The sequence below is a fragment of the Ruegeria sp. HKCCD7255 genome, assembly GCF_013031565.1.
In the GTDB taxonomy this organism is placed as follows: domain Bacteria; phylum Pseudomonadota; class Alphaproteobacteria; order Rhodobacterales; family Rhodobacteraceae; genus Ruegeria.
Genome location: NZ_WQAG01000013.1, coordinates 43,320 through 57,325, shown reverse-complemented (window position 1 = coordinate 57,325; position 14,006 = coordinate 43,320). Strand labels below are relative to the sequence as shown.

Below are 14,006 nucleotides of genomic sequence, written 5' to 3'. Positions count from 1 at the left end.
AGCTTATCCGCATCAATTCGTCTAAACCGTTGACTCATCGTTGCTGCATCGTTGAATTTTACAGCTAGCGTTGGAGGCATGCATGCGGCAGTGGGTGTTAGATCGGAGAGACGGTAAATTGTCTTCCGGTCAAGAGCATTCGACTTTGTCGCCAAAAGCCACCGAAGTATTGGAGTGCCTGATCGCTGCGAACGGGGAGGTCCTGTCGCGGGAAGACATACTTCAGTCGGCATGGCAGGGCTTGCACGTCAATCCAGATCTGGTTCGAGAATACATTTTCGAAATTCGCAAGGCGTTGGGCGATGACGCGAAAGATCCAAACTACATAGAAACTGTTGGTCGGCGTGGGTTTCGCTTGATTGGGGCGATTTCAATTAACCCTGCGGCAAAAGACCTCTCAATTTCTAGTTCCGTGTGCAGTCAACCCAATCCTCTGCCGCCTGTAAAGTTTTGCCACTCCAAGGACGGGACTTCCATTGCTCATACTGTCTCTGGCGCGGGTTACCCTTTGCTGATTTCCGGCAGTTGGATGACCCATCTGGAACAAGACTGGCAGAACCCATCCTATGGCGATTACATCCGGCACCTGTCGGAAAAGTTCTCTGTCATTCGATACGATCAACGCGGAAATGGGTTGTCCCAATGGTCTGACGTCGATATCAGCTTTGAGGGCATGGTCGATGACATGGAAGTCGTGATCAATGCCTATGGTCATGACAAAGTGGCGATACTTGGTTTGTCACAAGGTGCGTCTGTGTCTGTGGCCTACGCTCTGCGACGGCCCGAACGAATATCCCATTTATTGCTCAGCGGTGGATATTCACGTGGGCGCAAGCAACGCGGCAATGTCGCAGAGTTCGAGGAGAGCGAAGCTCTGGTCAAATTGATCCGCAACAGTTGGGGTAACGAAAACCCTGCTATCCGGCAGATTTTGACGACCATGTTCATGCCCGACGCGACCAAGGAAGAGATGGATTGGTTCAACGAGTTTCAAAAGCTTTGCGGGCCAGCTGAGAACATCGCACAGTTTCGCGCCTTGTTTGACGATATTGATGTGAGTGACCTGTTGGCAAAAGTCTCTGTCCCAACACTGGTGCTTCACAGCGACAGGGACGCTGTTGCGCCGCTCTCGGAAGGGAAACTGCTGGCGTCTGAAATTCCGAACGCATCGTTCATACAGTTGAACAGCCCGAACCACTTGCTCTTTGCGTCCGAACCGGATTTCCCAAGAATGATCGAGAGTATTGTGAGCTTTACTCGAACCTAAGAACAAGGGCCTATCGGTCGTGCCAATTCTTTTGAATACAGAAATAGGGGGTGACCCGTCACGCTCGCCGACGATAACAGCAATCGGCGACAGCAGAGCTGGAAAAGCACATCAGAAACAATGGCCTGACACAATTTCGACTCAAGGGATGTCGAGGCCGTTCTCACGTCCGAAATCGGTATAGAAAGTGTCGCTGCGGCATCGATCCAAAGTGGCTTCGTCCGCGTCTCTTGGGTCGTTGCCAGGGCTTTGGACACCGGTTCCTTCTATGAAACGGTTCACGAGATTAAAGACACCACAGACCTGAATAGCATCAAACAACGCGCTTTCTGACCAGCCTGCCGCGTAGACCGCTTTTGCGTCGGCTTCCGTCATTCGTGATGGCGAGACGGTGAGCTTTTCAATGTATGCCATTAACGGTTTCAGGCGATCCTCGACCGGTGCCGTATCACGGTCTTCCATCAGTGCCTCGATTGTCTCGACCTCAATGCCGTAGGCTTTGGCGAAAACAATGTGCGCCCCATGGCAATACGCACAAGCATTCAAGCCCGAGACATAGGCTGCAATCAATTCACGTTGGGCGACCGATAGGTCGCTCTCGCCCCTCATCACAAGGCTTTCGTATGCACAAAGCGGCGAAAGCTTGTCTGGAAAGGCCTGATAGACACTTCCAAGTGTCGCGTTCTCAGGCAGAGATGGAAACAGGCGTTTCATTCAATTCTCTTTCAATCTTGCTTTGGAGGACTTCGTCTCAAGGTGAAGAAGCAACGTTTTTTGAGCAACCTTAAAACAATTCCGAGTTTCGCATATAGACTTTGTTGGAATACTGGGAACAGCAGGTTTGCCGGACAAGACCCCGGCATGTTCGTCGTTTGGTTGAGGGCAATTTCCTTTGAGCATTTCAGTTTAATTTGCAAAGTCAGCTTTCTGCGCATCGCCACCACCTGTTCATTGCGCAACGTTGGTCAATCTAGCGATCTCGCATCATCGGGCCACCTGGTCCAAGGTAGACCGCTGAATTCCACACCTCTTCGGTTACTGTAAACTTGCCGGCTGTTTTTTCTTGTTCATCTGCTCTGCTGGCTTCTTTTGCGACAGGCTTCCTTGCGAAGGTCAGCCAATGGCCGTTTTCAAATAGCTGCCAAACTGCGTTCATGATCACTTAAACCTCCTACGGGTTACGGACCCGCGTAGATTACGCGACACTTTTCATTGGGCGTGAGCGGTAGAACGGCTAAAAAGGGGGTAAATTCACCATTTATGGGATTATGACGATGCCGGTGTCAGTTCATATCGTCGCGACTCCAGAAACCAGCGCGTCCAGCGTGTTTGGTCTGTATGACGCTCTGGTGGCTGCAGGGCGGGACTGGGAGCACTTGGTGAGCGGCGATGAGCCCGAGCCGGTGTTCGAAGTCAGTCTCATCGGCCCGAAGCTCGAGGGATATCGTTGCGGAAGTGGCGTTTGGATTGCGCCAGATCAAACATTTGATGACGCCGACGATGCCGATATTGTTGTTGTACCGGGACTGACAATTTCACCGCACGATCGCCCTGATCCCGAGAACCACCCTTGTTTGGACTGGCTCGAAAATCGCGATCTTTCCAAGACCCGGGTCGTGTCAGCCTGTACGGGTGCGGTATATTTGGCGGAGCTTGGTATGTTAGATGGCGTCGAAGCAACGACGCATTGGGCTTGGGAAGACCTGTTTCAAAGGTTTTATCCAAAAGTGCGGCTTCGCATCGACCGCGGTCTTTGCTTTGCGGATGCGTCTCGGGGACCTGTTACGTCGGGTGGGACAACTGGGTGGCAAGAACTCGCCACGTTTTTGATTGCACATTACGGCGGTACGCAAAGGGCTGTTCGCGCGGCAAAAATCTGGCTGATGGCCAACCGCGGAGAACTTCAGTCACCATTCAGTTCAATGATCACCACGACACCTCATGCTGACGCTGTTATTGCGCAGGCTCAGGTATGGATTGCCCAAAACTATGCTATCGATAACCCGGTTGCCGATATGACAAAACGTTCTGGGTTGCCGCCAACAACATTTGCACGACGGTTCAGGAAAGCCACAAGCAAATCACCGCAAGACTACGTTTTGGCGCTTCGGATTGAAGAAGCCCGGCAATTGCTTGAAACTACCGAGGACTCGGTTGCGGAAGTCGGAGAAGCCGTCGGCTATGTTGATACCCCGTCGTTCAGGAGATTGTTCAAGCGAAAGACCGGACTGACACCAGTTGAACACCGCAAAATGTTCGGCCAATCTAGGTTCGCTAAATATTCCTGATAGACACTGGCTCTGATCTGCAATCCCACTGGCTGCTTTGCCGCTCAAAGCAACAGTTCGCTGCAGATCCCGGCCGCGAACTCACAGACTGCAAGTCAAATCGCGACCTCGCTGAATTTGCTTACGATCCGTTCCTATCCAAATGACCTGCCTTAGACTGCGGGGTCGGGCGCTTCGCCCCGCAGCCGCCCCGCGGCGAGCGCTGCGCCTGCCACCATAACCGTTGCAGTCCCCAGCATCAGCGGCAGACCTCCAAGCTGATATGTGACGCCAGACAGGACCGTTCCCGCCAGCCGCCCTCCTGCGTTGGCCATGTAATAAAAGCCCACATCCATAGTAACACGCTCCGCTTTCGTGAATGCGAGGATGAGGTAGGAATGGAGCGCTGAGTTGATCGCAAAGATCCCTCCGAAGATGAGCAAGCCCGCAACTAAGGAAACTGTCAGCCAAGTCTGAGGCCCATCTGACGCAAGGGCTGCTATGGTCAGAGCGGCAGGGACCGCAGCGAGGCCCCATGCCCACCACTTTGCGGCGCGCACCAACTCGCCCTCTGGTTTTGATGACGCGTGCAGAATGCGTGGTGCAGAAGCCTGGATAAAACCGTAGAGGATCACCCAAACCGCCATAAAGGTTCCGATCATGAAGAAGGCGGCTCGGTTTCCGGCCACGGTTCCGTCGGACAACACCGCATAAAAGTAGATCGGGATGCCAACCACGAACCAGACGTCGCGCGCCCCGAAAAGAAACACACGTGCGACCGAGAGCCAGTTTACATTCGTTGACTTGGAAAAGACCTCTGAGAACTTCGCCCCTTTCCGACCCTTCGGCAGACCCGGAGGCATCGCGATCAATACGGCGACAAAGATGACGGCGAGGACTGCTGCCATCCCGAGGACGGCCCAGACAAAGCCGAGCGTCGCCAGCAGTGCGGCACCCAACAAAAAGCCAAGGCCCTTCACCGCATTCTTGGAACCGGTGAGCAGCGCCACCCAACGGAACAGCCCGCCATCCTCGGAAGGGGCCAAAAGCTTGACGGCGGATTTGGACGACATCTTCGCAAGGTCTTTGGCTACACCACTCGCACCCTGCACGACCATCACATAGGCCACCGAAACGCCAATCGCCCAGGTCGGGTCGAGCTGTGCCAAAGCCAACAAAGCCAAGACCTGAATGCCAAGGCCCGCATAAAGCGTAGAGGTCAAACCAAACCGTGCGGCAATCCACCCCGCACAGAGGTTGGTCACCATGCCTGCGATCTCGTACAACACAAAGAGGTAGGCAAGCTGGACAGGGCTAAAGCCCAACGAATGAAAGTGCAGCAGCACCAGCATTCGAAGCGCGCCATCGGTCAACATGAAGGCCCAGTACGCCGCCGTGACTGCGACGTAAGCCGACAGCCCCTCTGGCCGCGCGGAGGTGTCGGTCACACTGAGGCTCCAACCATCAGCGCCACATCGACAAGACGATGCGCATAGCCCATTTCGTTGTCGTACCAGGCGTAGACCTTCAGCTGCGTCCCATTGATGACCATCGTTGATGGCGCATCCACGATGCTAGAGCGTTCGTCATTGGTATAATCGGTCGAAACTAGCGGTCTTTCCTCGTAGCCCAGAATTCCCTGCAGTTCACCCTCGGACGCGGCTTTGAAGAGGGCATTGACCTCCTCAGCTGTGGTTTCGCGTTCCACCTCAAAAACACAGTCTGTCAGTGAGGCGTTCAAGAGCGGAACGCGCACCGCGTGGCCATTCAGCCGTCCTGTCAGTTCCGGATAGATGAGCGTGATCGCGGTCGCGCTGCCTGTCGTGGTCGGGATCAGGGAATTCAGAGCCGAGCGCGCACGGCGTAAATCCTTGGCCGGTCTGTCCACAATGGTTTGGGTGTTCGTCACATCGTGGATTGTGGTGATCGAGCCATGCTTGATGCCAAGATTCTCATGAATGACCTTCACAACCGGCGCGAGGCAGTTTGTCGTGCAGCTCGCTGCCGTGACAATCCGATGTCTGCCCGCGTCGTAGATGTCATGGTTCACGCCATAGACAATGTTGGCTGCATCGCCGTCTTTCACTGGCGCGGAAATAACAACTTTCTTCACACCCGCTTCGAAGTAAGGCGCAAGCCTGGCCTCGGACTTGAAGACCCCGGTGCAGTCGACGACGACATCTACCCCTTCCAACGGAAGGTCGGCGATGTTTTTGGTCCCGATGAATGGGAGACGCGTGCCGTCAATGGTCACGCTGTCCGCGTCATGAGAAAAGTCTATCTTCCACCGGCCATGGACGGTGTCGAACTTTAAAAGATGGGCATGCATCTCTGGGTCGCCCACGGCGTCGTTGATCCAAGCAATCTTGGCACCGCGTTCCAGCAATGGCTTTAAGGCTAGTTTACCGATGCGGCCAAGGCCGTTGAGGGCGTAGGTGGTCACGCAGAGGCTCCTTCATTTGATTGTGCGATGTCGTCGACGGCCCTCTGCAAAGCGATCCGGTCAAGAGATGCAATCGGCAGAGCGGTAAAGGCTTTGATCCGGCTCAGAAGCGCGCCATAAGACTGCTGAAAGGCCAGGCTCTTCTCGGCGTGGGAACCTTCGACCTTCACCGGGTCCGGCATACCCCAATGGGCACTAACCGGCTGACCGGTCCAAGCCGGGCATTCTTCATTTGCTGCCTGATTGCAAACCGTAAAGACGAAATCGAAGTCTGGTGCATCGTCAACTTGGAAGACCGACACGTTCTTGGACTCCAGAACAGAAATATCGTGACCTTTCTGCGCCAGGACTTCGAGCGCGAACGGGTTCAACTCTGAGCGCGGCTTGGTGCCCGCCGAGTAGGCCACGAACCTGTCCCCGGCCTCTTTGCGCAGAATCGATTCAGCAAAGATCGAGCGCGCGGAATTGCCGGTGCAGATGAATAGGACATTGAACTTACGATCAGTCATGAGACTGTCTCTGTCGAAGTCAAAAGAGGTGAGGGGTGAGCAGATTTCGGGGCGACCGCGGCAACAATCGCGCAGCAGATAATCAAAGGTCTCGCGTGCCGCGTCCATATGGATCGCATAGCGCAATGAGGTGCCAATGCGCTCTTGCGTGACCAGACCCACCTGCATCAAGGCGCTCACGTAGGTCGAGAGTGTGTTGGGTTTCAGCGCAAGTGCTTGTGCCAGCTCGGTCGCAGGCACGCGATCTGGGTACCGACGCATTAGAAGGCGGAACAGGGCCAAGCGCTGCGGATGGCCAAGGGTCGAGAGGCGATGAGGAATCAGTTTTTCCATATTTCGTGAATTATTGAATTACTGAGTTTATTGCAACTCTTACTTGCCACCACACTTCATCATGGAAGCGTTAGGAACTGAGCTCTTCGAGAAGCGGACAGGTGCACTGCCCTTGCGAGCGATTGGCGATCAGCTCCGACAAGGCGTTTTCCAATTGCTGCAACTCGGCGATCTTCGACTGAACCCTCACATGATCTGGCCCGTCACAAAGCCGCCGTCCATACCCTGTATCGTCCCTGACCGGTGACCTCCCGGATCAGGCCGCGTTCGGTGAAGAGGATCAGGTTACGTTGCACGGCTGCGCGTGAGGCTTCGGTCAGCCGCTCCGCCAAGGGGGCCGATACCATGGGCCACGCGGTCAGAACTTCGATCAACCGCGGTGGGGTGCGGCCGCTCAGATCTGTCGTAGCGCCCCGCGCGCGGGTGTCCCACGCGCTGACGCGGTCCAGATGCAGCAAGGCGGCCAGAGCGGACTGCCCTGCCCCACGCAACCAGGCACCCAGTTTTTCATGCGGGTCGCCGACACCGCGCAGCGCGCCGGGTCCCGACAGGGCCAGCGGCATGAACAGCGCGCCACCCCGGCCCATGCTGGCGGCATGGCGGGCGGCGATGATGGCCGCCTCGGTATCCTGACCTATACCCTGCGACAGGGCTCGCCAGGCATGAAAGGCAATCGCGGATTGGGTCGCCGGATGCAGGCTCTGCGCGTTGTGCAACACCTCGGCCAGATCGGCCACCGCCTCGGGCACCGCGTCCAGCCCTTGTGCCATGCGATCCAGAAACGCGGTCAACCCTTGCTCCCACCCACCATCCGCTGGTGGCGCGCCCGAGGTCAGGCGGCGCACGGCCCAACCGGCGCGGTACAGCGCCTGCACATCGTCCGAGGTGGCTCCGATCCGCAACTCGGTCCAAAGCGCCAGCCGATCAACGCTGATCCGGTCGCCGGTCCACCAGCCCAGATCCGACACGTCCATCAGGGCCAGCCGATGGCCCCAGCCCTTGGGGCCCGCGCGCAAGCGCTCATCCAGCGCTCCGAAGGTCAGACACAGATCGGCAAGCTCGGCGGACAAATCGTTCTGCGCCGCCTGCCAGTCGCGGGGATCAAACAGCAGACCCTGTTCCGCGCGCGGTCCGGGTGGCAGGAAATCCTCATCGGCCACTTCCTCTTCGGGTGGCAAGAACCACAGGTCATCCTCATCCACCGGATCGGAATCATAGATGCTGCGCGGCCCGAGTTCTTCCTCGTCCGGATCAGGTATGGCGGATTTGGGCTTCATACCGCCCATTCTTCGAAGATTTTCACCTGTTCTCAAGCTCTTTTCGCGGTGCGCGGCTCAGCTTGCAAAACTGGTGGTCAGAATATCCAGATTCCCTTCAAGCGGGCTGTCGGCATCGCTGCCCATGAGGATATAGCCATAGCCATCCTGCGCCCAGGTCGCGGTTGCCAAACCGCTGAGAACGGCGTGTTCAACATTCTTTGCAGGCGCGCCAGGCCCCTGGCGTATGACACAGAAGGCAAATGGCTGCCCTTGTGCGTCTGCAAACACCACCTGAATAAGCGGTTTCCCCTTGAATGAGAGAATTTGCGCACGCTTCAGATCAAGCCCCGGAAGGGTTTCAAGCACATCGCGGTTCAAAGATCGACCAAGCTGTTCTTCGGCCTGCGCAAATTGCGCATCCAAAGCCTCGGGTGACGGGTCAAGCGCGGCAACCGTTTCTGGCGCGTAAAGCGACTGATAAATCGCCGCCTGCTCGGCCCATCCCATCGGTTCGGGGCGGGTAGCCCGAAAGGTCGCCGAGACCGCAATGACCGAGACCGAAGCCGCCACAGCCAACAAACGCCCAATTCCCATCGCCGGTGAGGGGCCTGCAATGGGTGCCGGTTCTGGTTCGGGCAGATCGATAACGGGTGCTTTGGCGGGCACGTTTTCAAACGCGGTTTGAACCATGGGCGCTATCGGGTCGAGCGCCATCAGGCGCGACTCCAGCTCGGCATCTTCGGCAACAGCGTCTTCGATGGCGCTGGCCTTGTCGTGATCCAGATTGCCTTCCAGATACGCCAACAGCGTCTCGTCGGAAAACTTCATTTGCCACTCCGTCGATCAGACCCAGCCTCATCAGGCTGAATCGCAGACTTCAGTTTCTGCCGGGCATTGGACAGCCGGCTCATGATCGTGCCAATCGGAACACCCAGAATATCCGCCGCCTCGCGGTAGCTGTATCCTTCTACAAACACAAGCATCACCGTCTCTCGCTGCGCTTCGGGCAGTTCCATCACTTTCGTAAACACTTCAGCCGCAAAAATATTCGTTTCTGCGTCGGCATCTTGTGAAATCAATTCGACCTCGGGTGTCACAGACAAGGCCTGCGCTTTGCGGACCGAGCGGGACCGTATTTCATTCAGCCAGATCGAGCGGCAGATTGTCATCAGCCAACTGTCCAACCGGGCCGTTGATGTCACCTGATGGTGGCGTTCCAGTGCGCGAAGGCAAGTTGCTTGCAGCAGATCATCAGCGATATCCGACGCCCCCGACAGCGACAAAGCAAACCGCCATACCCTTTTCGAATGCGTCTGGATCGCGCCGCGCACGGCTTGTTCCGAGTTAAGATCGACATCCATCGAATAAACCGCGACCTGTGTGTGTTTATGTCATAGACGGGCCAGAACCCCTGCCCTGAGTGACATATTACGGCGAGGAAAGAAATGAAACTGATGATGAAAACAATCACGATTGCGTCGGTCCTGCTGGCCAGCCCGGTACTGGCCGCAGATTGGACGCTGGACCCGGACACCTCGCATTTGGCCTATGGTACGATCAAGCTTGAGGATCTGGGTGAGGTGAATTCATTCACCAACCTGTCAGGACATGTCGGCGATGATGGTCAGGTCGAGATTGAGATCGACCTGTCCTCGGTCGAGACCAATATCGATATTCGCAACGAACGGATGATCGAACATGTGTTTCGCAAAACCCCAACCGCCGAACTGACGGCGCAGATCGACATCGAAGCTGTTTCGGGGCTGGGCGTTGGTGAGACATCGGTGATCGAGGTGGAGGCCACCCTGTCGCTGGCAAGCGCCGATGTCGAATTCTACACCGATATGTTCATCCTGCGGGTGGCCGAAGACCGGGTCATGGTTTCAACCAATGACATGGTTTTCATCAGCACCGAAGACGCAAATGTCTCGGCCGGGGTCGACAAGCTGATGGAGCTGGCGCAGCTGCCCAGCATTACCCGCACGATACCCGTAACCGCGCGGTTGATGTTCACACAGTAGTCTCTGGGTCATTTCGCGCGGCCATCAGTGCCAAAAGCGCCTCTTTCGTGCGTCCGATATGATGTGACAGCAAGGTGCAGGCCGCGTCCACCTGACCGGTCTGGGCCAGCTGCAACAATTGGCGATGCTCTTTGCGTGCTGGTTCGCGCTGTTCCATCACGCTTAGATGCATCCGCACATAGCGGTCCGATTGCAGCGCCACACGGTGCAGCAGATCGTTGGTCAGCCGGCGATCCGCCGCCGCATAAAGTGCGGTGTGAAACTTGTGATTCAGCGCCCCCCAGGCGCTGACATCATTGGCGTCATAAGACTGTTGCATCTGCTCAAGGATCTTGGCGCAGGCCGCGAACTCTGCCGTCGTCATGGCCGGAATGGCGCGCCGGAACAGATCAACCTCAAGCAAGGCGCGCAGGTCGAAGATTTCGGCAATCTCGGCCAGTGAGTGCTCTGTCACCGTGGCGCCGCGATTGTTGGTCAGTTGCACCAGCCCCTCGGCATCCAGCTGTTTCAGCGCCTCTCGCACTGGCATGCGCGAGACATCATACTCGTCGGCCAGCGCCTCTTGCCGGATGGTTTCGCCTTCGGCCAAATCGCCGCTGAGGATGCGCTCCCGCAGATCGCTGGCAATAACATCAGGCAGGCTTTGGCGCTGGATCGCACGTTTCGCTTTCATGTCTGGCGTCCTGTGTTCAGAGTGTTGTCTGTGTCGTGACGGTTTCGCATAAGAACTCTTTCAAAATCGCGTCGGCGCGAATGGGGCAAGCGATATGGGCGGTGGTTGGCGATCAATCAGCGCTGCAACTAGTTCAGCCGTGCCTGCTGATTGCGTCAGACCCAGATGACCATGGCCAAACGCATATATCACCCGATCGCTGCGTGACGCCGCCCCGATCACCGGCAGGCTATCGGGCATTGAGGGGCGAAACCCCATCCATTGCTGGCCACCTTCGGCCTTCAGCCCCGGCAGGAAATCGCGGGCCTTGGTCAGCATCACATCTGCCCGCTTGAAATTGGCAGGCATGTCGAGCCCGCCCAGTTCAACCGCACCGCCGATACGCACACCGCCGTTGATCCGGCTGGCCACAAACCCGTGGTCCGAGAAGGTCAAATGCGTGCGCAGGTCGAACACGCCTGCAGGCAGGGTCGTATTGTATCCACGCTCGGTCTCCAGCGGGATATTATCACCCATGCCCCGCGCCAGATAATGCGACCAGGCACCAGTGGCCACCACAACGCTGTCGGCTACAATCGTGCCATCAGTCGTGTGCACCTGCGCCGCCTGATCAGACACAGACAGGGCGCGCACCTCGCGCCGGTCGATCTGTCCGCCCTTGTCTTGAAACACCTTCGCCAGCGTTTCGACCCAGGCCTTTGGATCTGCGGTATTGATCCAATCCGGCGTGAACCCCGCATGGGTAAAGCGAGGGCTTAGCCCCGGCTGAATTTCGGCAATCGCCTCGGGATGTTCCAGCAGTGTGAACGCAATACCATGGCGGCGACGCTGCTCCCAGCCGGGCAGGCTGGCGCGAAATGCGGCCTCACTTTCATACAGCTGCAATTGACCGTCGTTCTGCACCATGTCCTGCACCCCGGCAAAGGGGATCAACCGGTCCAGAGCGGCCGAGGACAGATGCATCAAACCAGCTTGCGCCGCCAATGCGTGCTGATAGTTCTGCGCGCGGCTGGCCCGCCAGAACCGCCAGAGCCAGGGCACGATTTTCAGCGCATAGGCAGGTGGTACCGACAATGGGCCCAGTGGATCCACCAGCCAACGCGGCGCTTTGCTCAGGATCCCCGGTGTCGCCAAAGGCTCGATCTCGGCAAAGGCAAAGGCCCCCGCATTGCCAGCAGAAGCACCCGCCGCAACTCCGTCCCGGTCCAGCACCTGAACGGCGTGCCCCCGGCGTTGCAACTCGAGCGCCGTGGTGATCCCGATAACACCGGCACCAACAATGACAACGCGCTTCACAGCTCGATGCCCGACCGGAACGGATCTTTCGCGTCAAAGATCATCGTACTGTCCGAGGTCACAAAGGCCTGGCCAGTAATACGCGGGATCACCCCGCCGTGGGACCCGGGTTGATAGGACAAGCGATAGGTGCTGCCGATGACACTGGCCTGCACGATCTCTTCGCCCGGGCGCAACACCCCGCGCGCCGCCAGACAGGCCAAACGGGCAGAACTGCCGGTTCCACAAGGGGAACGATCATAATTGTCATCCGGGCAGAGCACAAAATTTCGGCTGTGTACCGCGCCTTCAGGCGGGCTTTGCAGGATCACATGATCTATCGGTTCGCCCGCCTCTCCACCAATGCCTTGCGCGATGGATGCTTGTCGGATCGCGGTGGTGAAGGAAGTCAGCTGTGGAATATTGGCCGGATCGATGGGGATCGGGCTGGGGTCGACGATGAAAAACCAATTGCCGCCATAGGCCACATCTCCGGTCACCGGGCCATAGCCCGGCACGTCCAGCACGACATCCTCCGCCACGCGGCGGCTTTCGATATTGGTGACGGTGACCGTGTTTGCATCCTCCAACTCAACCGTGACCACACCCGCCGGGGTTTCGATCCGGTGGCAGCCCAGATCGATCCGCCCTCGATGCGCAAGGGTAACGGCCAAGCCAATGGTGCCATGGCCACACATCCCCAACACCGCATCCAGATCGAAATAGATCGCACCGGCAACACAGCTTGGATCCTGCGGTTCCACCAAAAGCGCGGCCACCATGGCTGGCTGCCCGCGCGGCTCCAACAGGACCGAGCGGTAAAAGGCACGGTGATCCTGCGCCAGACGCAGCGCCCGCTCGGCCACGGACCCCTGGCCCAGATCAGGCCCACCGTTCAAGATCACGCGTGTCGGCTCACCCCCGGTATGGCTGTCGATCACATGCATTCGGCAATCACCCCGCCCTCCCGCGACCAATCGGCAAACCAAGTTTGAAACAGGCGGTATTGCTGTTCGCAATAATTTCGCTGCGCATCCGACAGCATGTCGGTTTCATTGATATGCAGCCGGTATTCTTCCTCGCCGTTCAGAACCAGAAGATGTTTGTAATACAGCACCAGATCGGTGCCTTCATCAAAGCTGGCCAGAACGCCGAACGCTTCTTCCAGCTCTCGCGCGCGCAGCCGCGCCTCGGCATGACCCTGTGCGGCCTTTTCACACAAGGCTGCCAGCAGCAGAGCCTCTTTCGGCAGCGCGGTGCCAATCCCCGTGATTGCACCTGTCGCACCACAATTGACAAAGCCATGATACACCTCGGTATCCACTCCGACCATCAACGTGACCTTATCATCGCGCGAGGTGATATGCTCCGCCGCATAGCGCAGGTCATCCTTGCCACCGAACTCTTTGAACCCCACGAGGTTGGGATGTTCGTCCCGTAGCGCAAAGAATAGATCAGCCCGGGTCGCAAAACCGTAAACCGGGCTGTTGTAAATAATGGCCGGCACGTCCGGCGCGGCTTGCAGAATGGCTTTGAAATGGTTGCGTTGCGCGGTCACGGATGACCCCCGCGACAGCACGCGCGGGATCACCATCAACCCCGCCGCCCCAACCTGCTGCGCATGCGCGGCCAAGGCGGTGGCGGATTTCGAGTTGATCGCACCCGTGCCCACCACCACTGGCAACCCAGCCGCAACCAGCCGTTCGACACCTTCCATCCGCTCGGCATCGGTCAGCAGCGGCCAATCCCCCATCGACCCGCAATAGACAACTGCCGACATCCCCGCCGCGATCATCTGCTGCCCCTTGCGCACCAGAGCATCGAAGTCGGGCGTCCGGTCAGGTTTGCACGGGGTCATCAGGGCAGGCATCATGCCGGTAAAGACGGTCGGCTGCATGGTTGGGCTCCTTCTCGCAAATCTGCGACTCGGTTGGTTGGTCAGCTGCGTCAATCAGTAAT

Annotated in this window: 15 protein-coding genes; 3 read left to right on the top strand and 12 right to left on the bottom strand. The window is 57.6% G+C overall.

Annotated elements, in window-relative coordinates:
• Positions 1-82: 82 nt before the first annotated feature.
• Positions 83-1,267: an alpha/beta fold hydrolase gene (locus GOX45_RS22245; protein ID WP_171103040.1), complete on the top strand. Its 1,185-nt coding sequence runs from the start codon at positions 83-85 to the stop codon at positions 1,265-1,267.
• A 141-nt stretch (positions 1,268-1,408) separates the two neighbouring features.
• Here the strand turns inward: GOX45_RS22245 and GOX45_RS19055 are convergent, their stop codons facing one another.
• Positions 1,409-1,981, bottom strand: a complete 573-nt coding sequence (locus GOX45_RS19055) for a carboxymuconolactone decarboxylase family protein (protein ID WP_171103037.1) — start codon at positions 1,979-1,981, stop codon at positions 1,409-1,411.
• 256 nt (positions 1,982-2,237) lie between these two features.
• The gene (locus GOX45_RS19050; RefSeq protein ID WP_171103035.1) at positions 2,238-2,429 is read right to left on the bottom strand and encodes a hypothetical protein; all 192 of its coding nucleotides are present in this window, start codon (positions 2,427-2,429) and stop codon (positions 2,238-2,240) included.
• A 106-nt stretch (positions 2,430-2,535) separates the two neighbouring features.
• On the opposite strand from GOX45_RS19050, the gene GOX45_RS19045 reads away from it, so the two are divergent.
• Entirely contained in the window at positions 2,536-3,555 is a 1,020-nt protein-coding gene (locus GOX45_RS19045; protein ID WP_217350576.1) for a GlxA family transcriptional regulator, read from the top strand.
• 152 nt (positions 3,556-3,707) lie between these two features.
• Here GOX45_RS19045 and arsJ read toward each other — a convergent pair whose 3' ends face one another.
• The 6 genes from arsJ to GOX45_RS19015 all read right to left on the bottom strand — a co-directional run bounded on the left by arsJ (position 3,708) and on the right by GOX45_RS19015 (position 9,439).
• The gene (gene arsJ, locus GOX45_RS19040; RefSeq protein ID WP_171103031.1) at positions 3,708-4,982 is read right to left on the bottom strand and encodes an organoarsenical effux MFS transporter ArsJ; all 1,275 of its coding nucleotides are present in this window, start codon (positions 4,980-4,982) and stop codon (positions 3,708-3,710) included.
• Positions 4,979-5,977, bottom strand: coding sequence for an ArsJ-associated glyceraldehyde-3-phosphate dehydrogenase (locus tag GOX45_RS19035; RefSeq protein ID WP_171103029.1), 999 nt, complete (start codon positions 5,975-5,977; stop codon positions 4,979-4,981). The genes arsJ and GOX45_RS19035 overlap by 4 nt, the downstream gene beginning before the upstream one ends.
• Complete coding sequence (locus GOX45_RS19030; protein WP_171103028.1) at positions 5,974-6,819, bottom strand: helix-turn-helix domain-containing protein; 846 nt, start codon at positions 6,817-6,819, stop codon at positions 5,974-5,976. The genes GOX45_RS19035 and GOX45_RS19030 overlap by 4 nt, the downstream gene beginning before the upstream one ends.
• A 203-nt stretch (positions 6,820-7,022) precedes the next feature.
• Positions 7,023-8,096 (bottom strand): helix-turn-helix domain-containing protein, encoded by a 1,074-nt coding sequence (locus GOX45_RS19025; RefSeq protein ID WP_171103026.1) that lies wholly within the window; start codon positions 8,094-8,096, stop codon positions 7,023-7,025.
• A gap of 57 nt (positions 8,097-8,153) precedes the next feature.
• A complete protein-coding gene (locus GOX45_RS19020; RefSeq protein WP_171103024.1) occupies positions 8,154-8,906 on the bottom strand; it encodes a hypothetical protein in 753 nt (250 codons plus the stop codon).
• On the bottom strand, positions 8,903-9,439 hold the full coding sequence (locus GOX45_RS19015; RefSeq protein WP_171103022.1) for an RNA polymerase sigma factor: 537 nt from the start codon (positions 9,437-9,439) through the stop codon (positions 8,903-8,905). The genes GOX45_RS19020 and GOX45_RS19015 overlap by 4 nt, the downstream gene beginning before the upstream one ends.
• Positions 9,440-9,535: 96 nt before the next feature.
• Here GOX45_RS19015 and GOX45_RS19010 point away from each other — a divergent pair, with 96 nt between their 5' ends.
• Positions 9,536-10,099 (top strand): YceI family protein, encoded by a 564-nt coding sequence (locus tag GOX45_RS19010; RefSeq protein WP_254446086.1) that lies wholly within the window; start codon positions 9,536-9,538, stop codon positions 10,097-10,099.
• Here GOX45_RS19010 and GOX45_RS19005 read toward each other — a convergent pair.
• From GOX45_RS19005 to GOX45_RS18990, 4 genes are read right to left on the bottom strand one after another with little or no spacing between them, the layout of a single operon-like run.
• Complete coding sequence (locus GOX45_RS19005) at positions 10,089-10,772, bottom strand: GntR family transcriptional regulator (protein WP_171103019.1); 684 nt, start codon at positions 10,770-10,772, stop codon at positions 10,089-10,091. The two genes, GOX45_RS19010 and GOX45_RS19005, sit on opposite strands and share 11 nt — an antisense overlap.
• A 60-nt stretch (positions 10,773-10,832) precedes the next feature.
• Positions 10,833-12,068: an FAD-binding oxidoreductase gene (locus GOX45_RS19000; protein ID WP_171103017.1), complete on the bottom strand. Its 1,236-nt coding sequence runs from the start codon at positions 12,066-12,068 to the stop codon at positions 10,833-10,835.
• Positions 12,065-12,994 (bottom strand): proline racemase family protein, encoded by a 930-nt coding sequence (locus GOX45_RS18995; RefSeq protein WP_171103015.1) that lies wholly within the window; start codon positions 12,992-12,994, stop codon positions 12,065-12,067. The genes GOX45_RS19000 and GOX45_RS18995 overlap by 4 nt, the downstream gene beginning before the upstream one ends.
• The gene (locus GOX45_RS18990) at positions 12,985-13,944 is read right to left on the bottom strand and encodes a dihydrodipicolinate synthase family protein (protein ID WP_171103013.1); all 960 of its coding nucleotides are present in this window, start codon (positions 13,942-13,944) and stop codon (positions 12,985-12,987) included. The genes GOX45_RS18995 and GOX45_RS18990 overlap by 10 nt, the downstream gene beginning before the upstream one ends.
• Positions 13,945-14,006 lie beyond the last annotated feature (62 nt).